The 16,937-nt window shown below is 64.6% G+C and carries 17 protein-coding genes and 1 tRNA gene; 7 read left to right on the top strand and 11 right to left on the bottom strand.

Going from position 1 to position 16,937, the window contains the following annotated elements; all coding sequences use genetic code 11:
• Positions 1-21: 21 nt before the first annotated feature.
• From ACXU4B_RS13700 to rsmD, 6 genes are all read right to left on the bottom strand, one after another.
• Positions 22-864, bottom strand: a complete 843-nt coding sequence (locus tag ACXU4B_RS13700; protein WP_131411616.1) for an MBL fold metallo-hydrolase — start codon at positions 862-864, stop codon at positions 22-24.
• Positions 865-866: 2 nt separating this feature from the next.
• The gene (ggt, locus tag ACXU4B_RS13695; RefSeq protein WP_131411617.1) at positions 867-2,597 is read right to left on the bottom strand and encodes a gamma-glutamyltransferase; all 1,731 of its coding nucleotides are present in this window, start codon (positions 2,595-2,597) and stop codon (positions 867-869) included.
• Between the two features lie 10 nt (positions 2,598-2,607).
• Positions 2,608-2,868 (bottom strand): YfhL family 4Fe-4S dicluster ferredoxin, encoded by a 261-nt coding sequence (locus ACXU4B_RS13690; RefSeq protein WP_131411619.1) that lies wholly within the window; start codon positions 2,866-2,868, stop codon positions 2,608-2,610.
• Positions 2,869-3,054: 186 nt separating this feature from the next.
• Positions 3,055-3,555 carry a hypothetical protein gene (locus ACXU4B_RS13685; protein ID WP_131411621.1) on the bottom strand — a complete coding sequence of 167 codons (501 nt, stop codon included), beginning with the start codon at positions 3,553-3,555 and terminating at the stop codon, positions 3,055-3,057.
• Positions 3,556-3,825: 270 nt separating this feature from the next.
• Positions 3,826-4,323: a pantetheine-phosphate adenylyltransferase gene (gene coaD / locus ACXU4B_RS13680; RefSeq protein WP_131411623.1), complete on the bottom strand. Its 498-nt coding sequence runs from the start codon at positions 4,321-4,323 to the stop codon at positions 3,826-3,828.
• Positions 4,324-4,551: 228 nt separating this feature from the next.
• Complete coding sequence (gene rsmD, locus ACXU4B_RS13675) at positions 4,552-5,121, bottom strand: 16S rRNA (guanine(966)-N(2))-methyltransferase RsmD (RefSeq protein WP_131411625.1); 570 nt, start codon at positions 5,119-5,121, stop codon at positions 4,552-4,554.
• 74 nt (positions 5,122-5,195) lie between these two features.
• On the opposite strand from rsmD, the gene ftsY reads away from it, so the two are divergent.
• The 5 genes from ftsY (at position 5,196) to ACXU4B_RS13650 (ending at position 8,924) form a co-directional block, all read left to right on the top strand.
• Positions 5,196-6,335 carry a signal recognition particle-docking protein FtsY gene (gene ftsY / locus ACXU4B_RS13670; protein ID WP_131411627.1) on the top strand — a complete coding sequence of 380 codons (1,140 nt, stop codon included), beginning with the start codon at positions 5,196-5,198 and terminating at the stop codon, positions 6,333-6,335.
• Between the two features lie 13 nt (positions 6,336-6,348).
• Positions 6,349-7,449 carry an AsmA family protein gene (locus ACXU4B_RS13665; protein ID WP_131411629.1) on the top strand — a complete coding sequence of 367 codons (1,101 nt, stop codon included), beginning with the start codon at positions 6,349-6,351 and terminating at the stop codon, positions 7,447-7,449.
• Positions 7,446-8,477: an A/G-specific adenine glycosylase gene (gene mutY, locus ACXU4B_RS13660; RefSeq protein ID WP_131411631.1), complete on the top strand. Its 1,032-nt coding sequence runs from the start codon at positions 7,446-7,448 to the stop codon at positions 8,475-8,477. The genes ACXU4B_RS13665 and mutY overlap by 4 nt, the downstream gene beginning before the upstream one ends.
• Before the next feature lie 26 nt (positions 8,478-8,503).
• A complete protein-coding gene (locus ACXU4B_RS13655; protein ID WP_131411632.1) occupies positions 8,504-8,782 on the top strand; it encodes an oxidative damage protection protein in 279 nt (92 codons plus the stop codon).
• A 66-nt stretch (positions 8,783-8,848) separates the two neighbouring features.
• Positions 8,849-8,924 (top strand) — tRNA-Phe (locus ACXU4B_RS13650).
• A 351-nt stretch (positions 8,925-9,275) separates the two neighbouring features.
• Here the strand turns inward: ACXU4B_RS13650 and ACXU4B_RS13645 are convergent.
• The 3 genes from ACXU4B_RS13645 to ACXU4B_RS13635 all read right to left on the bottom strand — a co-directional run bounded on the left by ACXU4B_RS13645 (position 9,276) and on the right by ACXU4B_RS13635 (position 11,634).
• The gene (locus ACXU4B_RS13645; RefSeq protein ID WP_131411634.1) at positions 9,276-9,692 is read right to left on the bottom strand and encodes a hypothetical protein; all 417 of its coding nucleotides are present in this window, start codon (positions 9,690-9,692) and stop codon (positions 9,276-9,278) included.
• Positions 9,673-10,167: a hypothetical protein gene (locus tag ACXU4B_RS13640; RefSeq protein WP_131411636.1), complete on the bottom strand. Its 495-nt coding sequence runs from the start codon at positions 10,165-10,167 to the stop codon at positions 9,673-9,675. The genes ACXU4B_RS13645 and ACXU4B_RS13640 overlap by 20 nt, the downstream gene beginning before the upstream one ends.
• Before the next feature lie 441 nt (positions 10,168-10,608).
• Positions 10,609-11,634, bottom strand: a complete 1,026-nt coding sequence (locus tag ACXU4B_RS13635; RefSeq protein ID WP_131411638.1) for an acyltransferase family protein — start codon at positions 11,632-11,634, stop codon at positions 10,609-10,611.
• Between the two features lie 483 nt (positions 11,635-12,117).
• On the opposite strand from ACXU4B_RS13635, the gene ACXU4B_RS13630 reads away from it, so the two are divergent.
• Positions 12,118-13,098 carry an FkbM family methyltransferase gene (locus ACXU4B_RS13630; RefSeq protein WP_165583221.1) on the top strand — a complete coding sequence of 327 codons (981 nt, stop codon included), beginning with the start codon at positions 12,118-12,120 and terminating at the stop codon, positions 13,096-13,098.
• A gap of 584 nt (positions 13,099-13,682) precedes the next feature.
• Here ACXU4B_RS13630 and ACXU4B_RS13625 read toward each other — a convergent pair.
• Together ACXU4B_RS13625 and ACXU4B_RS13620 are read right to left on the bottom strand one after the other, a co-directional pair.
• On the bottom strand, positions 13,683-14,141 hold the full coding sequence (locus ACXU4B_RS13625) for a host attachment protein (RefSeq protein WP_131411642.1): 459 nt from the start codon (positions 14,139-14,141) through the stop codon (positions 13,683-13,685).
• 409 nt (positions 14,142-14,550) lie between these two features.
• Positions 14,551-14,949, bottom strand: coding sequence for an HU family DNA-binding protein (locus tag ACXU4B_RS13620; RefSeq protein ID WP_131411644.1), 399 nt, complete (start codon positions 14,947-14,949; stop codon positions 14,551-14,553).
• 293 nt (positions 14,950-15,242) lie between these two features.
• Between ACXU4B_RS13620 and ACXU4B_RS13615 the strand changes: the two genes are divergently transcribed.
• Positions 15,243-16,901: a M28 family metallopeptidase gene (locus ACXU4B_RS13615; protein WP_131411646.1), complete on the top strand. Its 1,659-nt coding sequence runs from the start codon at positions 15,243-15,245 to the stop codon at positions 16,899-16,901.
• Positions 16,902-16,937: the final 36 nt, after the last annotated feature.

The raw sequence follows: 16,937 nt of genomic DNA, 5'->3' as shown, positions 1-16,937 counted from the left end.
TCCCCCTGCCCATGCGAGCTCCTATCCCTGCAGCTCGCGCCGTTCGTCAGCCGTACCGTAGCGGCCGCGCTCGTCCCGCACAACGCGGGCGACGGCGCAGTCGTGATCATGCGTGAAGAACAGGCGCACGCCACGCGCCAGTTTGTCGTCGAGGAAGGCCCGCTTCTCGTCGATCAGTTTCTCCGGCCAGCGGTCATAGCCCATGGTGATGGGCAGGTGCACCCAGAAGCGCCCGGGAATGAGATCGGCACAGAACACCACGCCGCCCACTTCGGCCAGCATCAGCCCGGGCGTGTGGCCGTCCGAATAGCTGAAGCGCACGGCCTCCCCCAGCACCCGCGAGAACTCGCCTTCGACCAGCTCCAGGCGTCCGCTGGCTTCCAGCAAGGGCTGCAGTTCCGGCACGAACGAGGCGCGGTCGCGCGGATGCGGCTGCAGCGCACGACGCCAGTGCTCGGCGCCGACCACATAGGTGGCGTTGGGAAACAGCAGGCGCGGCGGCTGCCCTTGTTCCCAGGAGGCCAGCAGGCCACCGGCGTGATCGAAATGCAGGTGCGACAGCACGACGACATCGATGTCCTCATGCGAGAGCCCGGCCCGTGCCAGCGAATCGAGCAGCACGTGGCGCTCTTCCACCACGCCATAGCGCTCGCGCAGGGCCGGTTCGAAGAACGCGCCGATGCCGGTTTCGAACAGCACGTTGCGGCCGTCCAGATCCTTCACCAGCAGGCAGCGGCAGGCCAGCGGAATGCGGTTCTCCGCATCGGGCGCAATCCAGCGCGACCACAACGCTTTGGGAGCATTGCCAAACATGGCCCCGCCATCAAGTTGCTGGGAATTGCCCATGAGCGACCAGAGTTCCACGATTACTGCACCTTGCCGAGGCCCGACTCGCGGCGCGGATCGCTGGCCGCATCGAGCTTGTTGGTCTTCAGGTCCCACGTGACCACGTTCATGTAGCCCCAGGGATTGCGTTCCTTCAGCGTATGGCCCATGCGGGTCAGCGCATCGGCGGTGGCGGCATCGAATGCGCCCGGCTCCACGTCCACGCGATCGGGCATGTACTGATGGTGGAAACGCTTCTGCCCGGCGATGCCTGCCGCGTCCTTGCCGTCGATGAAGGCGAGGATGCCTTCCAGCACCTGGGTGATGATGGTGGAGCCGCCGGGCGAACCGATCACGCCCACGCGGTCCTTGCCGAACACGATGCTCGGCGTCATCGACGACAGCATGCGCTTGCCCGGCGCCGGCGCGTTCGCCGCACTGCCCAGCAGGCCGTAGACGTTGGGCTTGTTCGGCACCAGCGCGAAATCGTCCATCTCGTCGTTGAGCAGCACGCCTGTGCCGGCGGCCACGAAGGTGGAGCCCATGGTGTAGTTGACCGTGAGCGTGACCGAGGCAATGTTGCCGTCCGCGTCGATCACCGAGAAATGCGTGGTATGCATGCCCGGCTCGGCGCCCGCGCTGACCGGAAGCATCGACGACGGCGTGGCCTTGTCGGCGAGGATGGTCTGGCGCAGGCCCGCTGCGTAGTAAGGCGACAACAGCATGTCCAGCGGCATCTGCACGAAATCCGGATCGCCGAGGTAGTCGTTGTGGTCGCGGAACGCGCGGCGCATGGCCTCGATGATCAGGTGCGTGCGGTGCGCTTCGTCCAGCTTCGCCAGGTCGTAGCCGGACAGGATGTTGAGGATCTCGGCGACGGCCACGCCACCGGACGAGGCTGGCGGCGCGGTGACCACGCGATAGCCGCGGTAGTCCAGCGTGATCGGCGTGCGCTCCTTCACCTGGTAGCTTTCCAGATCCTTCGCGGTCCAGTTGCCGCCGGCGGCACGCACCGCCGCGACCAGCCGGCTGGCGGTCTCGCCGCGGTAGAAACCGTCGAAGCCGTGCTCGCCCAGCAGTTCGAGCGTGCGGGCCTGGTCGGGATCGCGCCACAACTGCCCCGCCAGCGGCGGCTGGCCGTTCGGCAGGTACTTGGCCACCGAGGCGGGCCAGCGGCGGATGTCCTTCTCGCGGTCGGTGATCGCGCCGATCAGCCGCCGATCCGGCTCGAAGCCGTCGCGCGCAATGCGGATGGCCGGGGCCAGCGATTCCTTCAGCGGCAGCTTGCCGTAGTGCGCCGCCAGCCAGGCCAGGCCCGCCGGCTGACCCGGGATGCCGGCCGACAGCGGGCCATTGAGCGCGTTGTCGCGATTGGGCGAACCATCCGGGTTGAGGTAGTCCCTGAGGTTGACCGCGGCCACCGCCGTCTCGCGCGCGTCGATGAACACCTCGCGGCCGTCACCGGCACGATGCAACACCGCCATGAAGCCGCCGCCGATGCCGGAGCTTTCCGGCTCGACCACCGACAGCGTCGCCGCTACGGCAATCGCCGCATCGAACGCATTGCCGCCCTTGGCCAACACGTCGAGGCCGGCCTGGGTGGCGTGGAAATTCGCGCTGGCGATGCCGGCATGGCCGGGGCGCCGGTCGATGACGTGGGCAGCAGGTGCAGCGGCAGGGGAAGCAGGCGGACGACTGTCGGCGGCATACGCAACGCTTCCGGAAAGCAGCAACCCAAGCAGCGTCACGCGCCAGTTCAACAAACACTTCATGCGTCGTCCTTCAGGAATGCTCTGACTGAGCCATCAGGTGTTGGTATTTCAGCTCAAGCTGGTCGTGCGACTCGGTGTGCTCGGGATCGATGATGATGCACTCGACCGGGCACACCTCGACGCACTGCGGCTGGTCGTAGTGCCCGATGCACTCGGTGCACAGCGACGGCTCGATCACGTAGTACTCCTCGCCCAGCGAGATGGCCTTGTTCGGGCAAACGGGTTCGCAGACGTCGCAGTTGACGCAGGTATCGAGGATTTTCAGGGACATGGGGACGAGTTTACACGGTCGCCGCGCACGCTGTGGCGCCTGCACGGCGCGCCGGGCGGGTCTGGTGGGCGAGCGGCGCGACGCCCGCGGGCCGCAAGTTTCCGCGGCGACGCCACGCCACGCCGCAAACAAAAGGCCCGCGGTGCTTGCGCACCGCGGGCCCGGATCAGCACTGGGCCGCGTGGCTTACATCGCCACGAAGCGCACGGTGGCGCCGGTCGGCTGCAGGGCGGTGTTGACGCGGTCCTGGTCGGCCTTGTCACCGATGAACAGGACGATCACGTCCTTGAACGAGCCCGGCTTGGCGTCCTTGAACGCGTCAATCAGGAAGTCGCCGGTCTTGGCCGAGTTCGGGCCGGCAAACACCAGCATGTTGCCCGGCAGCACGCCACGGGCCACGGTCTCCTGCACCTGCTCGAGCTGGCGCTGGAACTTGGCCTTGTCGTCGTCGCTGTCGCCGGCCGGCACCAGGTACGGGTACGGACGGTCAGCCGTCATGCCCTGCATGTTCTTCTGCACGATCTGGCCGAGGTACGCGCCCCAGGCCTTGGTGTCGTTCGGGTCGGTCGGCTTGGCAACGGCCTGCACCTGCTCGGCAGGCTGCTGCGCTTCTTCCTGCTGGCTGCAGGCAGTGATCGAGAGCGTGCTGGTGAGCGCGATGGCGGCGAGGAGAGCGTACTTGTACATGGTGGTCACCTTGGATGGTGGAATCAGGGCGTTGGATCCGTTGGATGCCGGGACCATCCAGCCGCCCTTCGACGGCACCGAAATCGGGAGACCAGGTTGCCCGCGACACCGGATGACCCGTGCCATGCAACCTTGTCGCGCCCCCGGTTCGCGGCGAGTGACTGTCCTGTCCGCAGGATGCCGGCGAGGATACACGAGGCCGGCCCATGCCGACACAGGCGGACGTGCTGCAGTGCAGTGCCCGCAGCCCCTGCGCCGGGGCGATGGGGGTCAGTGCCAGCGCTGGCGCATGGCCTGCTGCACGGCCGGATGCACGAAGCCGGAGATGTCGCCGCCAAGGCGGCCGATCTCGCGCACCAGGGTGGAGGAAATGAAGCTGTACTGCTCGGCCGGCGTCAGGAACAGCGTCTCCGCCTGGGGAATCAGGTGGCGGTTCATGCTGGCCAGCTGGAACTCGTACTCGAAGTCGGAGACTGCGCGCAGGCCGCGGATGATCACGCCCGCCCCGACCTCCTCCACGAAGTGGGCGAGCAGGCCATCGAAGCCGCGCACTTCCACATTGGTCAGGTCGGCCAGCGCCAGGCGGGCCAGCGCGATGCGCTCGTTGAGGCTGAAGCCGGGACCCTTGTTGGGGCTTTCCGCCACCGCCACGATGATGCGTTCGAACAGCGGTGCCGCCCGCGTGACCAGATCCGCATGGCCATTGGTGATGGGGTCGAAGGTGCCCGGATAGACGGCGAGGCGCTTGTTGACCGGCGACTTGTTCACGTGACGGACCACAGGGACAGGGGCGGCTAGCTTAGGCCCGATCGCGATCTCCGCCTAGCCCGCGGGCCGACCGAAAAACCATGGAATCCACGGGACGGGGACAGCCCTGGCGGCACCGGATCGACGCGTGAAAACGGGGCCCGCGCCAGCACTCGTCAGCCACTCCAACCACGTCCGCACGGGCCGGCACACCGTTTCCCGGCAGGCGGGGCGCGACGCAGGGCATGCTCAGGCGCCAGGCGCGACCCGGCGATACAGGGCATATCGGACTTCACCCGCGGTCCCCTCCCGATGCGGCAGCCAGCTGGCCGGCAACGGCGGCGGCGCCGCCTTCGGGGACTCCACGTAGATCCAGGCCGCCGGCGTCAGCCAGCCGCCCTGCTCCAGCCGCTCGGCCACCGCCGTCCACAGCCCGAGCGCAAACGGCGGATCGAGAAACACCAGCCCGTAGGGCTGTGCCGCGCCTTGCAGGAACACCTGCGCGTCGGTCGCGGCCACCTGCCCGCCCGCCACCTTCAGCCGCGCCAGGTTGTCGCGCAAGGCCTGCGCCGCCCGCGCATCGCGCTCCACGAACTGCACGCCGGCCGCGCCGCGCGACCAGGCCTCGATGCCCAGTGCGCCGGTGCCGGCATACAGGTCCAGGCACCGGGCACCGCCAATGATCGGCGCCAGCCAGTTGAACAGCGTCTCGCGCACCCGCTCGGCTGTCGGGCGCAGGCCCGGCAGATCGGGCACGTCGAGGCGTGAATTGCGCAACTGCCCGCCAATGATGCGGATGCGCCCGGAGGCAGCCTTCATGGAAGCGCCAACTCAGCGGTCAGTACGGATGGGGGTGGTAGCATGCGTCCCATTGTCTTTGAATCGCTGCCGCAATGCTCAAGTTCTGGAAGAAGAAACCCGCAGAGACACCCCCGGGCCAGCCTGCAGGGCCCGCCACGGAATCCGTGCCTGCGGCCGAGCTTGCGCACGACACTGACGCCACCTCACTGGACAAGACCGCACTGGGCGAAGCGCTGGCCGAAACGCCACCGCCGCCCGATGCGCCGGTGGAAGACGAGTCCTTCGAGCCGATCGCCCTTGCCGAGGCCGCGACTGCCAAGCGCGGCTGGCGCGACCGTCTCTCCGGCAGTGCGTTCGCACGCGGCCTGTCGTCGCTGTTCAATCGCCATCCCAAGCTCGATGACGACCTGCTCGACGAACTGGAAACCACGCTGATCACCGCCGACGTGGGCATCGAAGCCAGCACCGCGCTGGTCGAAGACCTGCGCAAGCGCATGCACAAGCGCGAGTTCGCCGATGCCGGCGCACTGCTGGCGGCCTTGCGCCAGTCGCTGGTCGCGCTGCTCAGGCCGGTGGAAAAGCCGCTGGCGATCACCGGTCACCAGCCGTTCGTGATCCTCACCGTCGGCATCAACGGCGTCGGCAAGACCACCACCATCGGCAAGCTGGCGCGCCGCTATCGCGACGAAGGCCATCAGGTGATGCTCGCCGCCGGCGACACCTTCCGTGCCGCCGCGGTGGAACAGCTCAAGACCTGGGGCGCGCGCAACAGCGTGCCGGTGATCTCCCAGGGCCAGGACGCCGACTCGGCCAGCGTGATCTTCGACGCACTGCAGGCGGCGCGCTCGCGCGGCGCCGACGTGCTGGTCGCCGACACGGCCGGACGTCTGCACACGCAGGGCGGCCTGATGGACGAACTGGGCAAGATCGCGCGCGTGCTCAAGAAGCTCGATGCCGACGCGCCGCACGAAGTGCTGATGGTCATCGACGGCACCACCGGGCAGAACGCGGTGAGCCAGGTGCGCCAGTTCCGCCAGATCGTCGGCGTCACCGGCCTGGTGGTGACCAAGCTGGACGGCACCGCCAAGGGCGGCGTCGTGTTCGCGCTGGCGCGCGAATTCGGCCTGCCGATCCGCTACGTGGGCCTGGGCGAAACCGCGACTGACCTGCGCGTCTTTGAAGCAGATGCCTACGTCGACGGCCTTCTGCCCGCCAGCCTCGGACAGGGTTGAGGAGCGCCGACCGGTGCCGCGCTGGCTCCGCCTGACCTTGCTATGGGCCAGCAGCGCCACCCTGGTGCTGGTGGTCATCGCACTCATTGCGGTCCATTTCCTGCTGCAGCCGGAGCGCATCACCGCCGTGCTGCAGTCGCAGGCGCGCAGCGCAGGCCTCGAGCTCAACCTGGCCAGCCCGGCAACGCCTGCGCTGTTCCCGCGCCCGGCGCTCGAGCTGCAAGGCATCACGCTCAATGCGCAAGGTGCCAGCATGCCGATCCTGCTCGCGGCACGCGGCAGGCTGGCGCTGCCGTGGCGCACGCTGTTCCGCGGCGAGACGATCATCTCGCAGATGCAGATCGACTCGCCGCGCGTCGACCTCGACGCCTTGCAGTCATGGCTGGCCAACCTGCCTTCGGGGCCGGCCGCGGCGCCCGAAGACATTCCCCGCATCGACGCCGGCGTGCAGATCAGCCGCGGCAGCCTGGTGCGCGGCAACCAGCTGCTGCTGGGCGACGTGGAGCTGGAAACCGGGCGACTCGCCTCCGAGCATCCGTTCCGCCTGACCATTTCCGCCAAGGACGCCAACGGCACGCCAACCCAACTGCGCCTGACGCTGACGCCACGCATCCAGGCCGGCGCGCTGCAACTGGACAACATCGCGCTGCGCCTGACCCACAGCACCACGCTGACGCTGCAACTCGCCGGCGACGCACGCTGGCGCGGCGCTGCCGATGCCTCGGCCCACCTCGCCGGCAAGCTCGATCATGCCGACACCGGGCAGTACGTCACCGCGATCGAACTGGCACCGGCTGACGACAGCAACCCGCTGATGCTGTCGCTCAAGATCGATGGTCCGGACAATCATGCCGACCTGCACCTGCCGCCGCTGGCACTGGCGGACTGGTGGACGCAGCTCGACCACGACGAAGGCCCGCGACTCGCGGTGCCGCCAGGCAACGGCCATGCCGAGATCGCGAAGATCGACACCGGCGACATCAGCATCGAAGGCCTCACCATCCAGGCCGGTTCCGACGTGCCGGCCAGCGCCGCCAGTGCCCCTGCGCCGAAGCCAGCTGCACCGGTGAAGCCCGCGACCGCCAAACCCGCCCCTACCCGCAAGACGCCATGAATCCGTTTGCCGCCGCGCTGTTGGCCTGGTTCGATGACCACGGCCGCAAGGACCTGCCCTGGCAGCAGCCGCGCGACGCTTATCGCGTGTGGCTGTCCGAAGTCATGCTGCAGCAGACACAGGTGGCTACGGTGATTCCGTACTTCCAGCGCTTCGTGGCGGCGCTGCCTACCCTGCGCGACCTGGCGGCGGCCGAAGAATACAACGTGCTCGCGCTCTGGTCCGGCCTCGGTTACTACCGGCGCGCACGCTTCCTGCAACGCGCCGCGCAGATCTGCGTGGAGAAGCATGTCGGCGAACTGCCGCGCGACTTCGATGCACTGGCCGACTTGCCGGGCATCGGACGCTCGACGGCCGGCGCGATCCTCGCCCAGGCGCATGGCCTGCGTTTTCCGATACTCGACGGCAACGTCAAGCGCGTGCTCACGCGCCAGCTCGGCATCCATGGCCATACCGGCCAGAGCGCGGTGGAAAAAGTGCTCTGGCAGCACGCCGATGCACTCACGCCCGCCGACCGCGTCGCCGATTACACCCAGGCCATCATGGACCTGGGCGCGACCGTCTGCGTGCGCTCGCGCCCGCTGTGCGACGCCTGCCCGCTGGCCGCCAGCTGCGTGGCGAAGCGCGACGGACTCACCGCGCAACTGCCCAGCGCCAAACCGAGCAAGCGCATTCCCACGCGCGACACCGTGATGGTGATCCTGCGCGACGCACAAGGCCGCGTGCTGCTGGAGAGGCGTGGGCCGCAAGGCGTGTGGTCGGGCCTGTGGAGCCTGCCCGAGGCCGGCGATCTCGACGGCGCCTGGCGCGCGGCACAGTCGCTGGCCCGCATCGACGACGCCCAGGCGCTGGCCCCGTTCGTCCATGTCTTCAGCCATTACCGGCTGCAGGTCGAGCCGCTGCTGTTCGACGAGGCGACAGCCCACCGCGGCATCGCAGATAATCCCTCCCTGCGCTGGTGCGATGCCGGCGAACGCGCCGCCCTCGGCCTGCCTGCGCCCGTGCGCAGCCTGCTGCAGGGCCTTTGAAAACGTCACCTGATGAGTTGCACCGCATGAGCCGTATCGTCCACTGCGCCAAGCTCGGCCAAGACGCCGAAGGCCTCGATTTCGCACCCTGGCCCGGCCCACTCGGCCAGCGCATCTACGCGGAAATTTCCAAGCAGGCCTGGCAGCAATGGCTGGCCCACCAGACCATGCTGCTCAACGAATATCGCCTCAGCCCGCTCGACCCCAAGGCCCGCCAGTTCCTGAGCGGCGAAATGGAGAAATTCCTGTTCGGCGGCGACGCCAAACAGCCCGAAGGCTACGTCGCCCCCGACGCAGAGTCTTGACGAAGCGCCGCGCTTCCGTTTTAATGCACGGCTCCACGGGGCGCGATACGCGCTCATGGACAATTTGGCCGGGTAGCTCAGTTGGTAGAGCAGGGGATTGAAAATCCCCGTGTCGGCGGTTCGATTCCGTCCCCGGCCACCATTTAAGTCAGCGACTTACAGAAACCGCACCAGGTGCGGTTTTTTTGTGGGTGTCAAAAACGTGCCGTCGATCCGGCACGCTGCCCCGCGCAAGTCATCCGCCGCGAGATGCGCATACCGCAGAGGGGCGCCAACCGTAGGTTGAAGCCGGTGCAGTGCTTCAACAAGCGGCAGATACCCTCCACGGGCGGCCGATAGTTCGGGCCGTAAATGCCCTGCAACATCAGCAGGTGTACGCGTGCTTCAACGTTCGCCCAGCGGGAGGAGCCGCCCCTTCACTGGATGCATCGGCCAAACGCGCCTTCCGAAGGGTAAGGGGCCAAAGGTAGCGCTCCGGCTTGCCAATTGCTTGTTAGAGCCTACGATTTCTTGGCGGACCGAGTTCGCGAATCAGATATGTTTCCAAGGCTACCGCCAGATAGGCGCATTCATTTGGGAATCCAATGGTGAAGATGGCCGTGACAGCCGCCCACTTGTCGCAAAGCTTGTACATCCCCGGCTTGTCTCGGTCCGTCGAATAGACGTGCTTCATCATTCTGGTGGAAATTCCCTGATCGCGGTAACGACCACTACCCCTGCTAATTCCTGATCCAACGTAGATCAGACTTGATCCTTGAAACAGCGCATAGCACCCGCCCAAGTTATAACTGGGAACTGGCGCATGCAAAAAATCATCCCAGCACTGCCACTCCGGAATGGAAAGCCCGGTATTAGCCCAGTGGCGAAGGAAGAATTCTCCTGTCTTCTTTTCAAGACTCTGAATAGTCACGTCGACTCCTCATTACCTTCGGGCCTGTGACTTGGGCAAGCACGGCGGCCAGGCCCCACCCTTCATGGTCTTTCAGTTGTTGCATCTGGGCCAGCTTCAGTCGTTCGATGTAGGCGTCCGTGTCATCGTCAGGGCCGACCGTCGCATCAAACCAATCCTCAAAGTATGCCGCGATGGCATCCGAATCAGGGCGTCGAAAATCCGGCCATTTCGTTTCATCGGGCGGAATTCCGACAAGGGTGCAGACTTGCTCCCATCCATTCGTAGCAGCGGTTATCGAGCACGCAGCAATCAACACCGCGTTTTCAGCAGAGCACCCCTCGAGGTGGAAGAGCCTGGTGAGGGCAAACGCCGCACGCTCGGTAAGTGGAGGGGTATCCAGCGGCACGCCGGCCATCCATTCTTGGATCCAGTCGGGCTCAATGGCCGGGTGGACAGTCCAGCGGCGGAGATTCTCCCTGGTAAAGAGCCACATTTGCTGATGTACCCACGAACACTCGCATTGCGTCATCACACGTCACCAGTCAACGGGGCGAGCATGGTGGCCGATGCAAATCTCAACTATGGAGACGCGTACAAGGGAGTCAGAGACATTTTCAAGCTAGAAAGTCACTCTGACCTCGTTTTTCCGAAAATCCGAGGTGTGTTCGCCCGCGTCAATGGAGCAAACAATCGCTCCGTGACAGTCACCCCATAGGGTTACTCTGTCGCCTAACCGCAGGTCTTGGCCGTCTGCATATTTCACGCTTTGGCACCTCCCCTTTCATAGGGGTATTGCCTCCGGATGTGGCGGTGGCGGTGGATTGGTTACACCGCTTGTCACCCAGAAGCACTGACGTACAGAGGGGTCAGAGACATTTTCGAACCAGAAAATCACTCCGGCCCAAATCTTCCGGCAGCATCTCTTCCCGAGCGATCAACGCTCCGAGGCGGCCTGGAGCGCAGGTGTGGGTGCAGCCGCAATTTCGGGCTGAACTCGACGAATGCGATGCCGAATGCGAATGATGGGGCGCTCTACGAGATTATAGGTTGCCCATGAAAGGGCGAACGACGTGACTAGCAGGCACAGTCTTGCCGGCCAGGTCTTACCGGTGGCCGTGTCGATCCCTGCCAGGGTGAAGAGCCAGATCAATGGGAAGTGGTTGACGTAAACACCATAGCTGATGTTCCCGAAGACTTCGTCGATCTTGCGATAACGAAGCCCCGTAAGAAGTGCGACGGCGGGAACGCCGATGACGATGCCAGTCGCCAGTTCGCCGTTGTAGTGAACATGAAACCGGGGAATCATGGCGAAGAGAACGAGCATCGCGGCAGCGATAACCCAAGCGACCACGACGAGACCGCGCTGAAGGGTAGTCGCTGACGGGCGCATGAAACTCCCGCAAAGGAAGATGAAGAGCGTCCCGGGGATTAGGCGGTAGCCATAGACGTCGGTGTCGATAACTCCCGAGAAGGCGAGACCGAACACGATCATGGACAGCACGAAGGCGGCGACGGTCCATCGCTTAATGATGAGGATCGGAGCGAACAGATAGAAAGTGAACTCCAGCCCCAGCGTCCAGGTCGGAGGATTGAGCGCCTGCGCTGCATCACTGAGCATGTAATAACTGGTCGGAAGCATCAGCGCGTTGAGAGCCACGGTGACTGGCGTGACCGGCAGCCAATTGGCGACCAAGTCGCCGCCAATCACCAGTAGACCGATAGCTGCCGCCAGATAGACTAGGTACTGCGGGAAGATACGCATGACGCGATCGAGCAGGAATTGAGGCGCCTGCGCCAGGGAGTCGTAGTGCTTTTCGATCAGTGCACTGGTTACGTACCCACTAATCACGAAGAAGGATACGACTGCCACGACGCCCGGGCTCAAGTCGAACAGCCATGTATCGAAGCCGAGATGCGATAGGACGACCGCGACGGCCAGGAGTAGACGATACAATCCCATTGCACCTTCCTATGGTTTTGCCGAATGCTACCGCATGGGAGGCTCCCTATGGATTCTTCGGCCCAACCGGAGGTGTGAAGACACAGCCGGCATACATATAGCCAGGGCCGGCGACGACGCCCTCCTCGATGAGAACCGCCTCGCATCCCCTTGGCGGCTGCCATGAATCGTTATCGCCATCCCACAGCACGCCGTTGGAGAGACATTTTCGAACCAGAAGATCACTCTGACCCAATGCTTCCCTCGCGTTCCTCGCGCGAGCCGCCCGAGCTGAGATGGTGGTGTTTTCTTTGCCGTTGGCGCTGACGCCGCCAAGCCCGTCCACCTGATTGGCAATCGTCCATGGCTTGTCGGGATTTGTAACCAAGAGCCACAAATAGACGCACAGCGCGTAAACGCAGCAAAACAGTAGTAAGGGTAGAAGTAATATAAGTGCCAACTACTTCATGGTTTCGCTCTCCTCACCCATTGATGGAAGGCCCTATGAACGCCGCTTTTGATGCCAGCAACGATCAGCGCAAACGCCTCATGTCGAACTTGCAGACCTTGCTGAATGCCTATGCCCCGATCCATCCTAGCGGCCCAACAAGCGTCGTTGACGCCCTGTTTGCCTACCGCCTGTTCCTAGGCCGGATGCCAGCGCTAGGCGGGGAACTGGAAGCCCTTTTTGACGCCCACGATGTGCCGTTCCGTCAGTTCATCAACGGGATATTGGATTCCGCCGAATTCAGCCGTAGCGGCGGGTTCTTCCCCAGCGGGCACACGTGGATGGCTGAGCTTGAGCGGTTCCGGTTCTGGTTCAGGACATCGGACAGGGACATGGGCGTAAAGATGGGAATGGGAGTCTATGAGCCCAAGGCCGTGGAGGTCATGATGGCCCATATCAAGCCTGGCGACGTGTGCTTGGACATTGGCGCACAGACGGGCTTCTTCACCATGCACATGGCGTCCCTGACTGGCTCTACAGGCCGCGTCCATGCCCTTGAGCCCATGTCCGACAGCTTCGACATCCTCACCAAGAACATCCGCGAGAACAGGTTTGATGGCATCGTGTCGGCCAGCAAGATGGCCTGCTCCGCCGAGAACGCCATCAGGTCGTTCGCCCAGCACTCGGGCATGATGATTGCCACTGACGAGCCAGAGGGGGTCACGATGATCCCCTGCGTCCGTGCCGATGACGTGACCAAGGACCGCGTGGCCTTCGTCAAGCTGGACGTAGAAGGCCACGAGCCCGCCGTCCTGCTGGGCATGCCCCGCATTCTGGAACGTGACCGACCCGTCATCCTGACGGAGGTGAACGAGTATTGGCTCAATCAAGCCAACTCATCGGGCCAGTCCTATCTCAGCCGGCTGGCCAGGTATGGCTACGAACTGAAGGACATTGACAACAATGAGGTCGTCAATGTCGATCAAGTCACCTTCCAGCCAGCCAGCGTGATGAATATCCTGGCGACGCCGCTTTAATTTCCGAACCGTTTCCATGTAGGCGGGACGGTGTCGAACAGCGTGACGAACCCGCCTGCGGAAGCCATGATAGGACAAGGGGCTGCGGCAATGCCGGTGAATGTGGAGCCCGACGGAGACCCCACCGCAATATTTCCTATCGTTCCGCCGACGATGTAGACGAGGCCGTCCGTACCGGCGTTATTCGTCACCGATACGCCGGTTGCTGGTTTGACGGGCTGGGCGACACTGATGCCAAGGGGGCATAGCCTTGGTTTTGCTGGAAGTACAAAGGGGTCAGAGACATTTTCCAACCAGAAACTCACTCCGCCACTTTCTTCCTTTTTCCTCTTCGCTCGCTGCTGAAGTCGCGCTCGGATACGAGCAAGCTTGAACAAGCTGCACACGCGGCTGTCGACGTGCGAATTAAAGCCTGTGCGAGTGGCCGAAGCGGCTGATCGTTGCCTTGCTCCAATGAACACCCGAGCCGACTATCAATGTTAGTCGCGACGGTTCAATGCAGTACCCCGCCGCACCAGAACGCAAAAGCCCGCTCCTTCGAGCGGGCTTTTTTATTGGCGCCCAAATCATCCGGCGCCCGGCGATCAGCCATCTACCGCCGAGTACAGGCGTTCCGGGAGGTAGCCGCGCAGGGTGGCGGCGTCGAGGTGGACCAGGTTCTTGTCCACTTCCAGCATCACGCGTTCGCGCGTGGGTCCGTCCATGCGTTCGCGCAGACTGCCGAGGAAGGCGGGGGCCGCGATCAGCACCAGTACGTCGAAGCGGCCATCGGTGCGGCCCTTTTGCAGGAACCGCGTCAGTGCAAGGGCGAAGTTGGCGGTCTCGTGGGCGATGGCGGTGGTGTCCGTGTCTTCGGCAAAGCCGCCCTGCCCCATGCGCTCGAAGCCACGGCCCGCGCGATCGGAGACCAGCTCGTGCTCCTGCAGCCGCCCTTCGGGGTGGATGAAGGCATCCATTTCCTCCAGTGGACCCATCGGCTGGTTCGTCCGGAACAACCGCGCCACGGCGCGATTCGCGACCACGATCCACACGGTCTTTTTCATCTTGCGCTCCCAGGGAGTTTCACCAGGAATGCTTCGCGGCTTGGGTCGCCGTTAACGAATGAGCGCGCTTTCGCGCCAGTGCGTCCTGCATCGCGGTCGCCAGATTCCGCGCGTGGGCGTCAAGCGAACGTGAGCGATGCGCGCGCGGGCCGCGAAGCGAATGCGCATGCACGCCGATCAACGTGTCAGCTCGCCATGCAGAGAGCCGAGGAGTACGTCATGGGGAGTCGAACCATGGCGCTGGACGGTTGAGTGGCAGCAACTGTCATTGACAGGAGTTTGCAATGGACCTGGGTCGGCGGCGGCGGCGCGGCGACTCGATGCATACAGGACCGGGATGCTTCCCGTGTCCGTCTGGTGCGGCGCAAGCGCCGCACCAGACTTCACAACTCTCAGGAAACGACGGCGCTCAGAGCGCGGCGTCCTTGAGCTTCTTAAGCGGGCGAACCTTGAGCTTCACCGTGGCGGGCTTGGCAGCGAACCACTGCTCTTCCTTGGTGAAGGGGTTGATGCCCTTGCGCTTCGGCTTGGCCGGCACGCTGACGGCCGTGATCTTCAGCAGGCCCGGCAGGGTGAAGTGGCCGGCGCCCTTCTTGTGCACCGAACCGGTCACGGCTGCTTCGAGCGCGGCCAGTACGGCGCGCACGTCCTTGGCGATCACACCGCTGGTTTCGGTGATGTGAGCAACCAGGCCGGACTTGCCCAGGGCTTCCTTGATCGGCTTATGGACAACTGCCTTGGCGGCTGCCTTCGGAGCTGCCTTCGGAGCGGTCTTCTTCTTTGCTGCGGCTTTCTGCGCCTTCGCCATACATTTCCCCGTGGTCATCAAGATGATGGTGTTTGGATGCCTCTCGGCATGCGGAATGTATGGCATGCCGGGCCATCCCGCCAAGCTGCAAGACGGAAAAAATGCGGTTTTTTTGCGTCGGCCACCAACCTGGGGTGAAGAAAGTCACGATTGGGGGCGCCGGAGCCCTGTTTTTCAGGGCTTTTTTGGTCGCCCGGACATGCCGCCGGCCATGGACCGGCCCCGACTCGCTATGGACCCCCGGCGCGATCGCTGTCTACTATCGAGCTTCGTTTACCCCCTAGGTGCTGTCCATGAAGCGATTGGCCTTATCCGTGCTCGCCCTGTCGGTGTCGTCGGCGTTGTTCGCCGCCGCCCCCAACGCCCCCTCCATCGATCCGCACCGCCTGTCCGACGACGTCAAGACGCTTGCGTCCGATGCCTTCGAAGGCCGCGGCCCGGCGACCGCCGGCGAGACCAAGACCATCGACTTCGTGGTGGCGCAGTTCAAGGCGGCCGGCGTCCAGCCCGGCGGCGACCTCAAGAACGGCAAGCGCGAATGGACCCAGGCCGTGCCGCTGCTGCAGTCCGACATCGCCGGCAAGCCGGCCCTGTCGTTCTCGGTCAACGGCAAAAACGAGGCGCTGACCCAGGGCAAGGAAATTGCCGTGCGCGCCGCACTGGACGGCTCCAAGGCGGTGTCGATCAAGAATGCCCCGCTGGTGTTCATCGGCTATGGCGTGAAGGCGCCGGAGCGCAACTGGGACGACTTCAAGGGCGTCGACCTCAAGGGCAAGATCGCCGTGGTGCTGATCAACGACCCGGACTTCGAGACCGGCGTGGGCGACTTCGGCGGCAAGGCCATGACCTACTACGGCCGCTGGACCTACAAGTACGAAGAGGCCGCCCGCCAGGGCGCCGCCGGCATGCTGATCGTGCACGAAACCGCCCCGGCCTCCTACGGCTGGGCCACGGTGGCCAACTCCAATACCAATACCCAGTTCGACGTCGTGCGCGACCACCCCTCCAGCGTGCACACGCCGGTCGAGGCCTGGATCCAGCGCGACGTGGCTGTGGACCTGTTCAAAGCCGCCGGCCTGGATTTCGAGGCGCTGAAGAAGCAGGCGCAGACGCGCGACTTCAAGCCGGTCGAACTCAAGGGTGAGTCGTTCTCGGCCGACTACAAGATCGACTCCAAGGTGATCACCTCGCACAACATCGTGGGCCGCATCGAGGGCAGCAAGCGCCCCGACGAAACCGTGATCTACAGCGCGCACTGGGACCACCTGGGCGTGGGCGCACCGGACGCCAAGGGCGACAAGATCTACAACGGTGCCGTGGACAACGCCACCGGCACGGCTTCGCTGATCGAACTGGCCCGCGCCTTCGCCAGCCAGCCCAAGCCGGAACGCTCGGTCGTGTTCCTCAACGTCACCGCCGAGGAAAAGGGCCTGCTGGGCTCGGAGTACTACTCCTCCAAGCCGCTCTACCCGCTGGCCAAGACCGTCGCCGACATCAACATGGACGCGCTCGACCCGCATGGTCCGGCCCGCAACTTCACCATCTCCGGCAGCGCCAAGCTCGACCTGCTCGACGAACTGACCGCCACCGCGAAGAAGTGGGACCTGACGTATTCGGCGGATCCGAAGCCCGAAGCGGGTCACTTCTTCCGCTCCGATCATTTCCCGTTCGCCAAGCGCGGCGTGCCGGCGATTTCGTTCGGCACGGGCAATGACTGGGTCGACGGCGGCGTCGCTGCCGGCAAGGCGGCCGAGGACGACTACGTCGCCAAGCACTACCACCAGCCGTCGGACGAGTGGGAAGCGGGCTGGTCGTTCACCGGCATGGCGCGCGACCTGCAGATCCTCTACACGCTGGGCAGCGACCTGGCCAATTCGAACACCTGGCCGAACTGGAGCAAGGATTCGGAGTTCCGTGCCGCCCGCGACGCCACGGCCTCGCAGCGCAAGTAAGCACTCGTAGTCGTTGAGTTGGCGAACGGCCCGCAG

Source organism: Dyella soli, assembly GCF_054482295.1.
Note: the sequence above shows the minus strand (reverse complement) of the source record. Positions and strands in the feature narration are given on the sequence as shown.

Bases quoted from the DNA above. Each gene is read 5' to 3' on its own strand.
- ftsY (WP_131411627.1), top strand. From the start codon at position 5,196: ATGCTCAAGTTCTGGAAGAAGAAACCCGCAGAGACACCCCCGGGCCAG.
- ACXU4B_RS13625 (WP_131411642.1), bottom strand. From the start codon at position 14,141: ATGAAAAAGACCGTGTGGATCGTGGTCGCGAATCGCGCCGTGGCGCGG.
- mutY (WP_131411631.1), top strand. From the start codon at position 7,446: ATGAATCCGTTTGCCGCCGCGCTGTTGGCCTGGTTCGATGACCACGGC.
- ACXU4B_RS13615 (WP_131411646.1), top strand. From the start codon at position 15,243: ATGAAGCGATTGGCCTTATCCGTGCTCGCCCTGTCGGTGTCGTCGGCG.
- ACXU4B_RS13690 (WP_131411619.1), bottom strand. From the start codon at position 2,868: ATGTCCCTGAAAATCCTCGATACCTGCGTCAACTGCGACGTCTGCGAA.
- ACXU4B_RS13635 (WP_131411638.1), bottom strand. From the start codon at position 11,634: ATGGGATTGTATCGTCTACTCCTGGCCGTCGCGGTCGTCCTATCGCAT.
- ACXU4B_RS13640 (WP_131411636.1), bottom strand. From the start codon at position 10,167: ATGTGGCTCTTTACCAGGGAGAATCTCCGCCGCTGGACTGTCCACCCG.
- ACXU4B_RS13685 (WP_131411621.1), bottom strand. From the start codon at position 3,555: ATGTACAAGTACGCTCTCCTCGCCGCCATCGCGCTCACCAGCACGCTC.
- ACXU4B_RS13630 (WP_165583221.1), top strand. From the start codon at position 12,118: ATGAACGCCGCTTTTGATGCCAGCAACGATCAGCGCAAACGCCTCATG.
- ggt (WP_131411617.1), bottom strand. From the start codon at position 2,597: ATGAAGTGTTTGTTGAACTGGCGCGTGACGCTGCTTGGGTTGCTGCTT.
- ACXU4B_RS13620 (WP_131411644.1), bottom strand. From the start codon at position 14,949: ATGGCGAAGGCGCAGAAAGCCGCAGCAAAGAAGAAGACCGCTCCGAAG.
- rsmD (WP_131411625.1), bottom strand. From the start codon at position 5,121: ATGAAGGCTGCCTCCGGGCGCATCCGCATCATTGGCGGGCAGTTGCGC.
- ACXU4B_RS13655 (WP_131411632.1), top strand. From the start codon at position 8,504: ATGAGCCGTATCGTCCACTGCGCCAAGCTCGGCCAAGACGCCGAAGGC.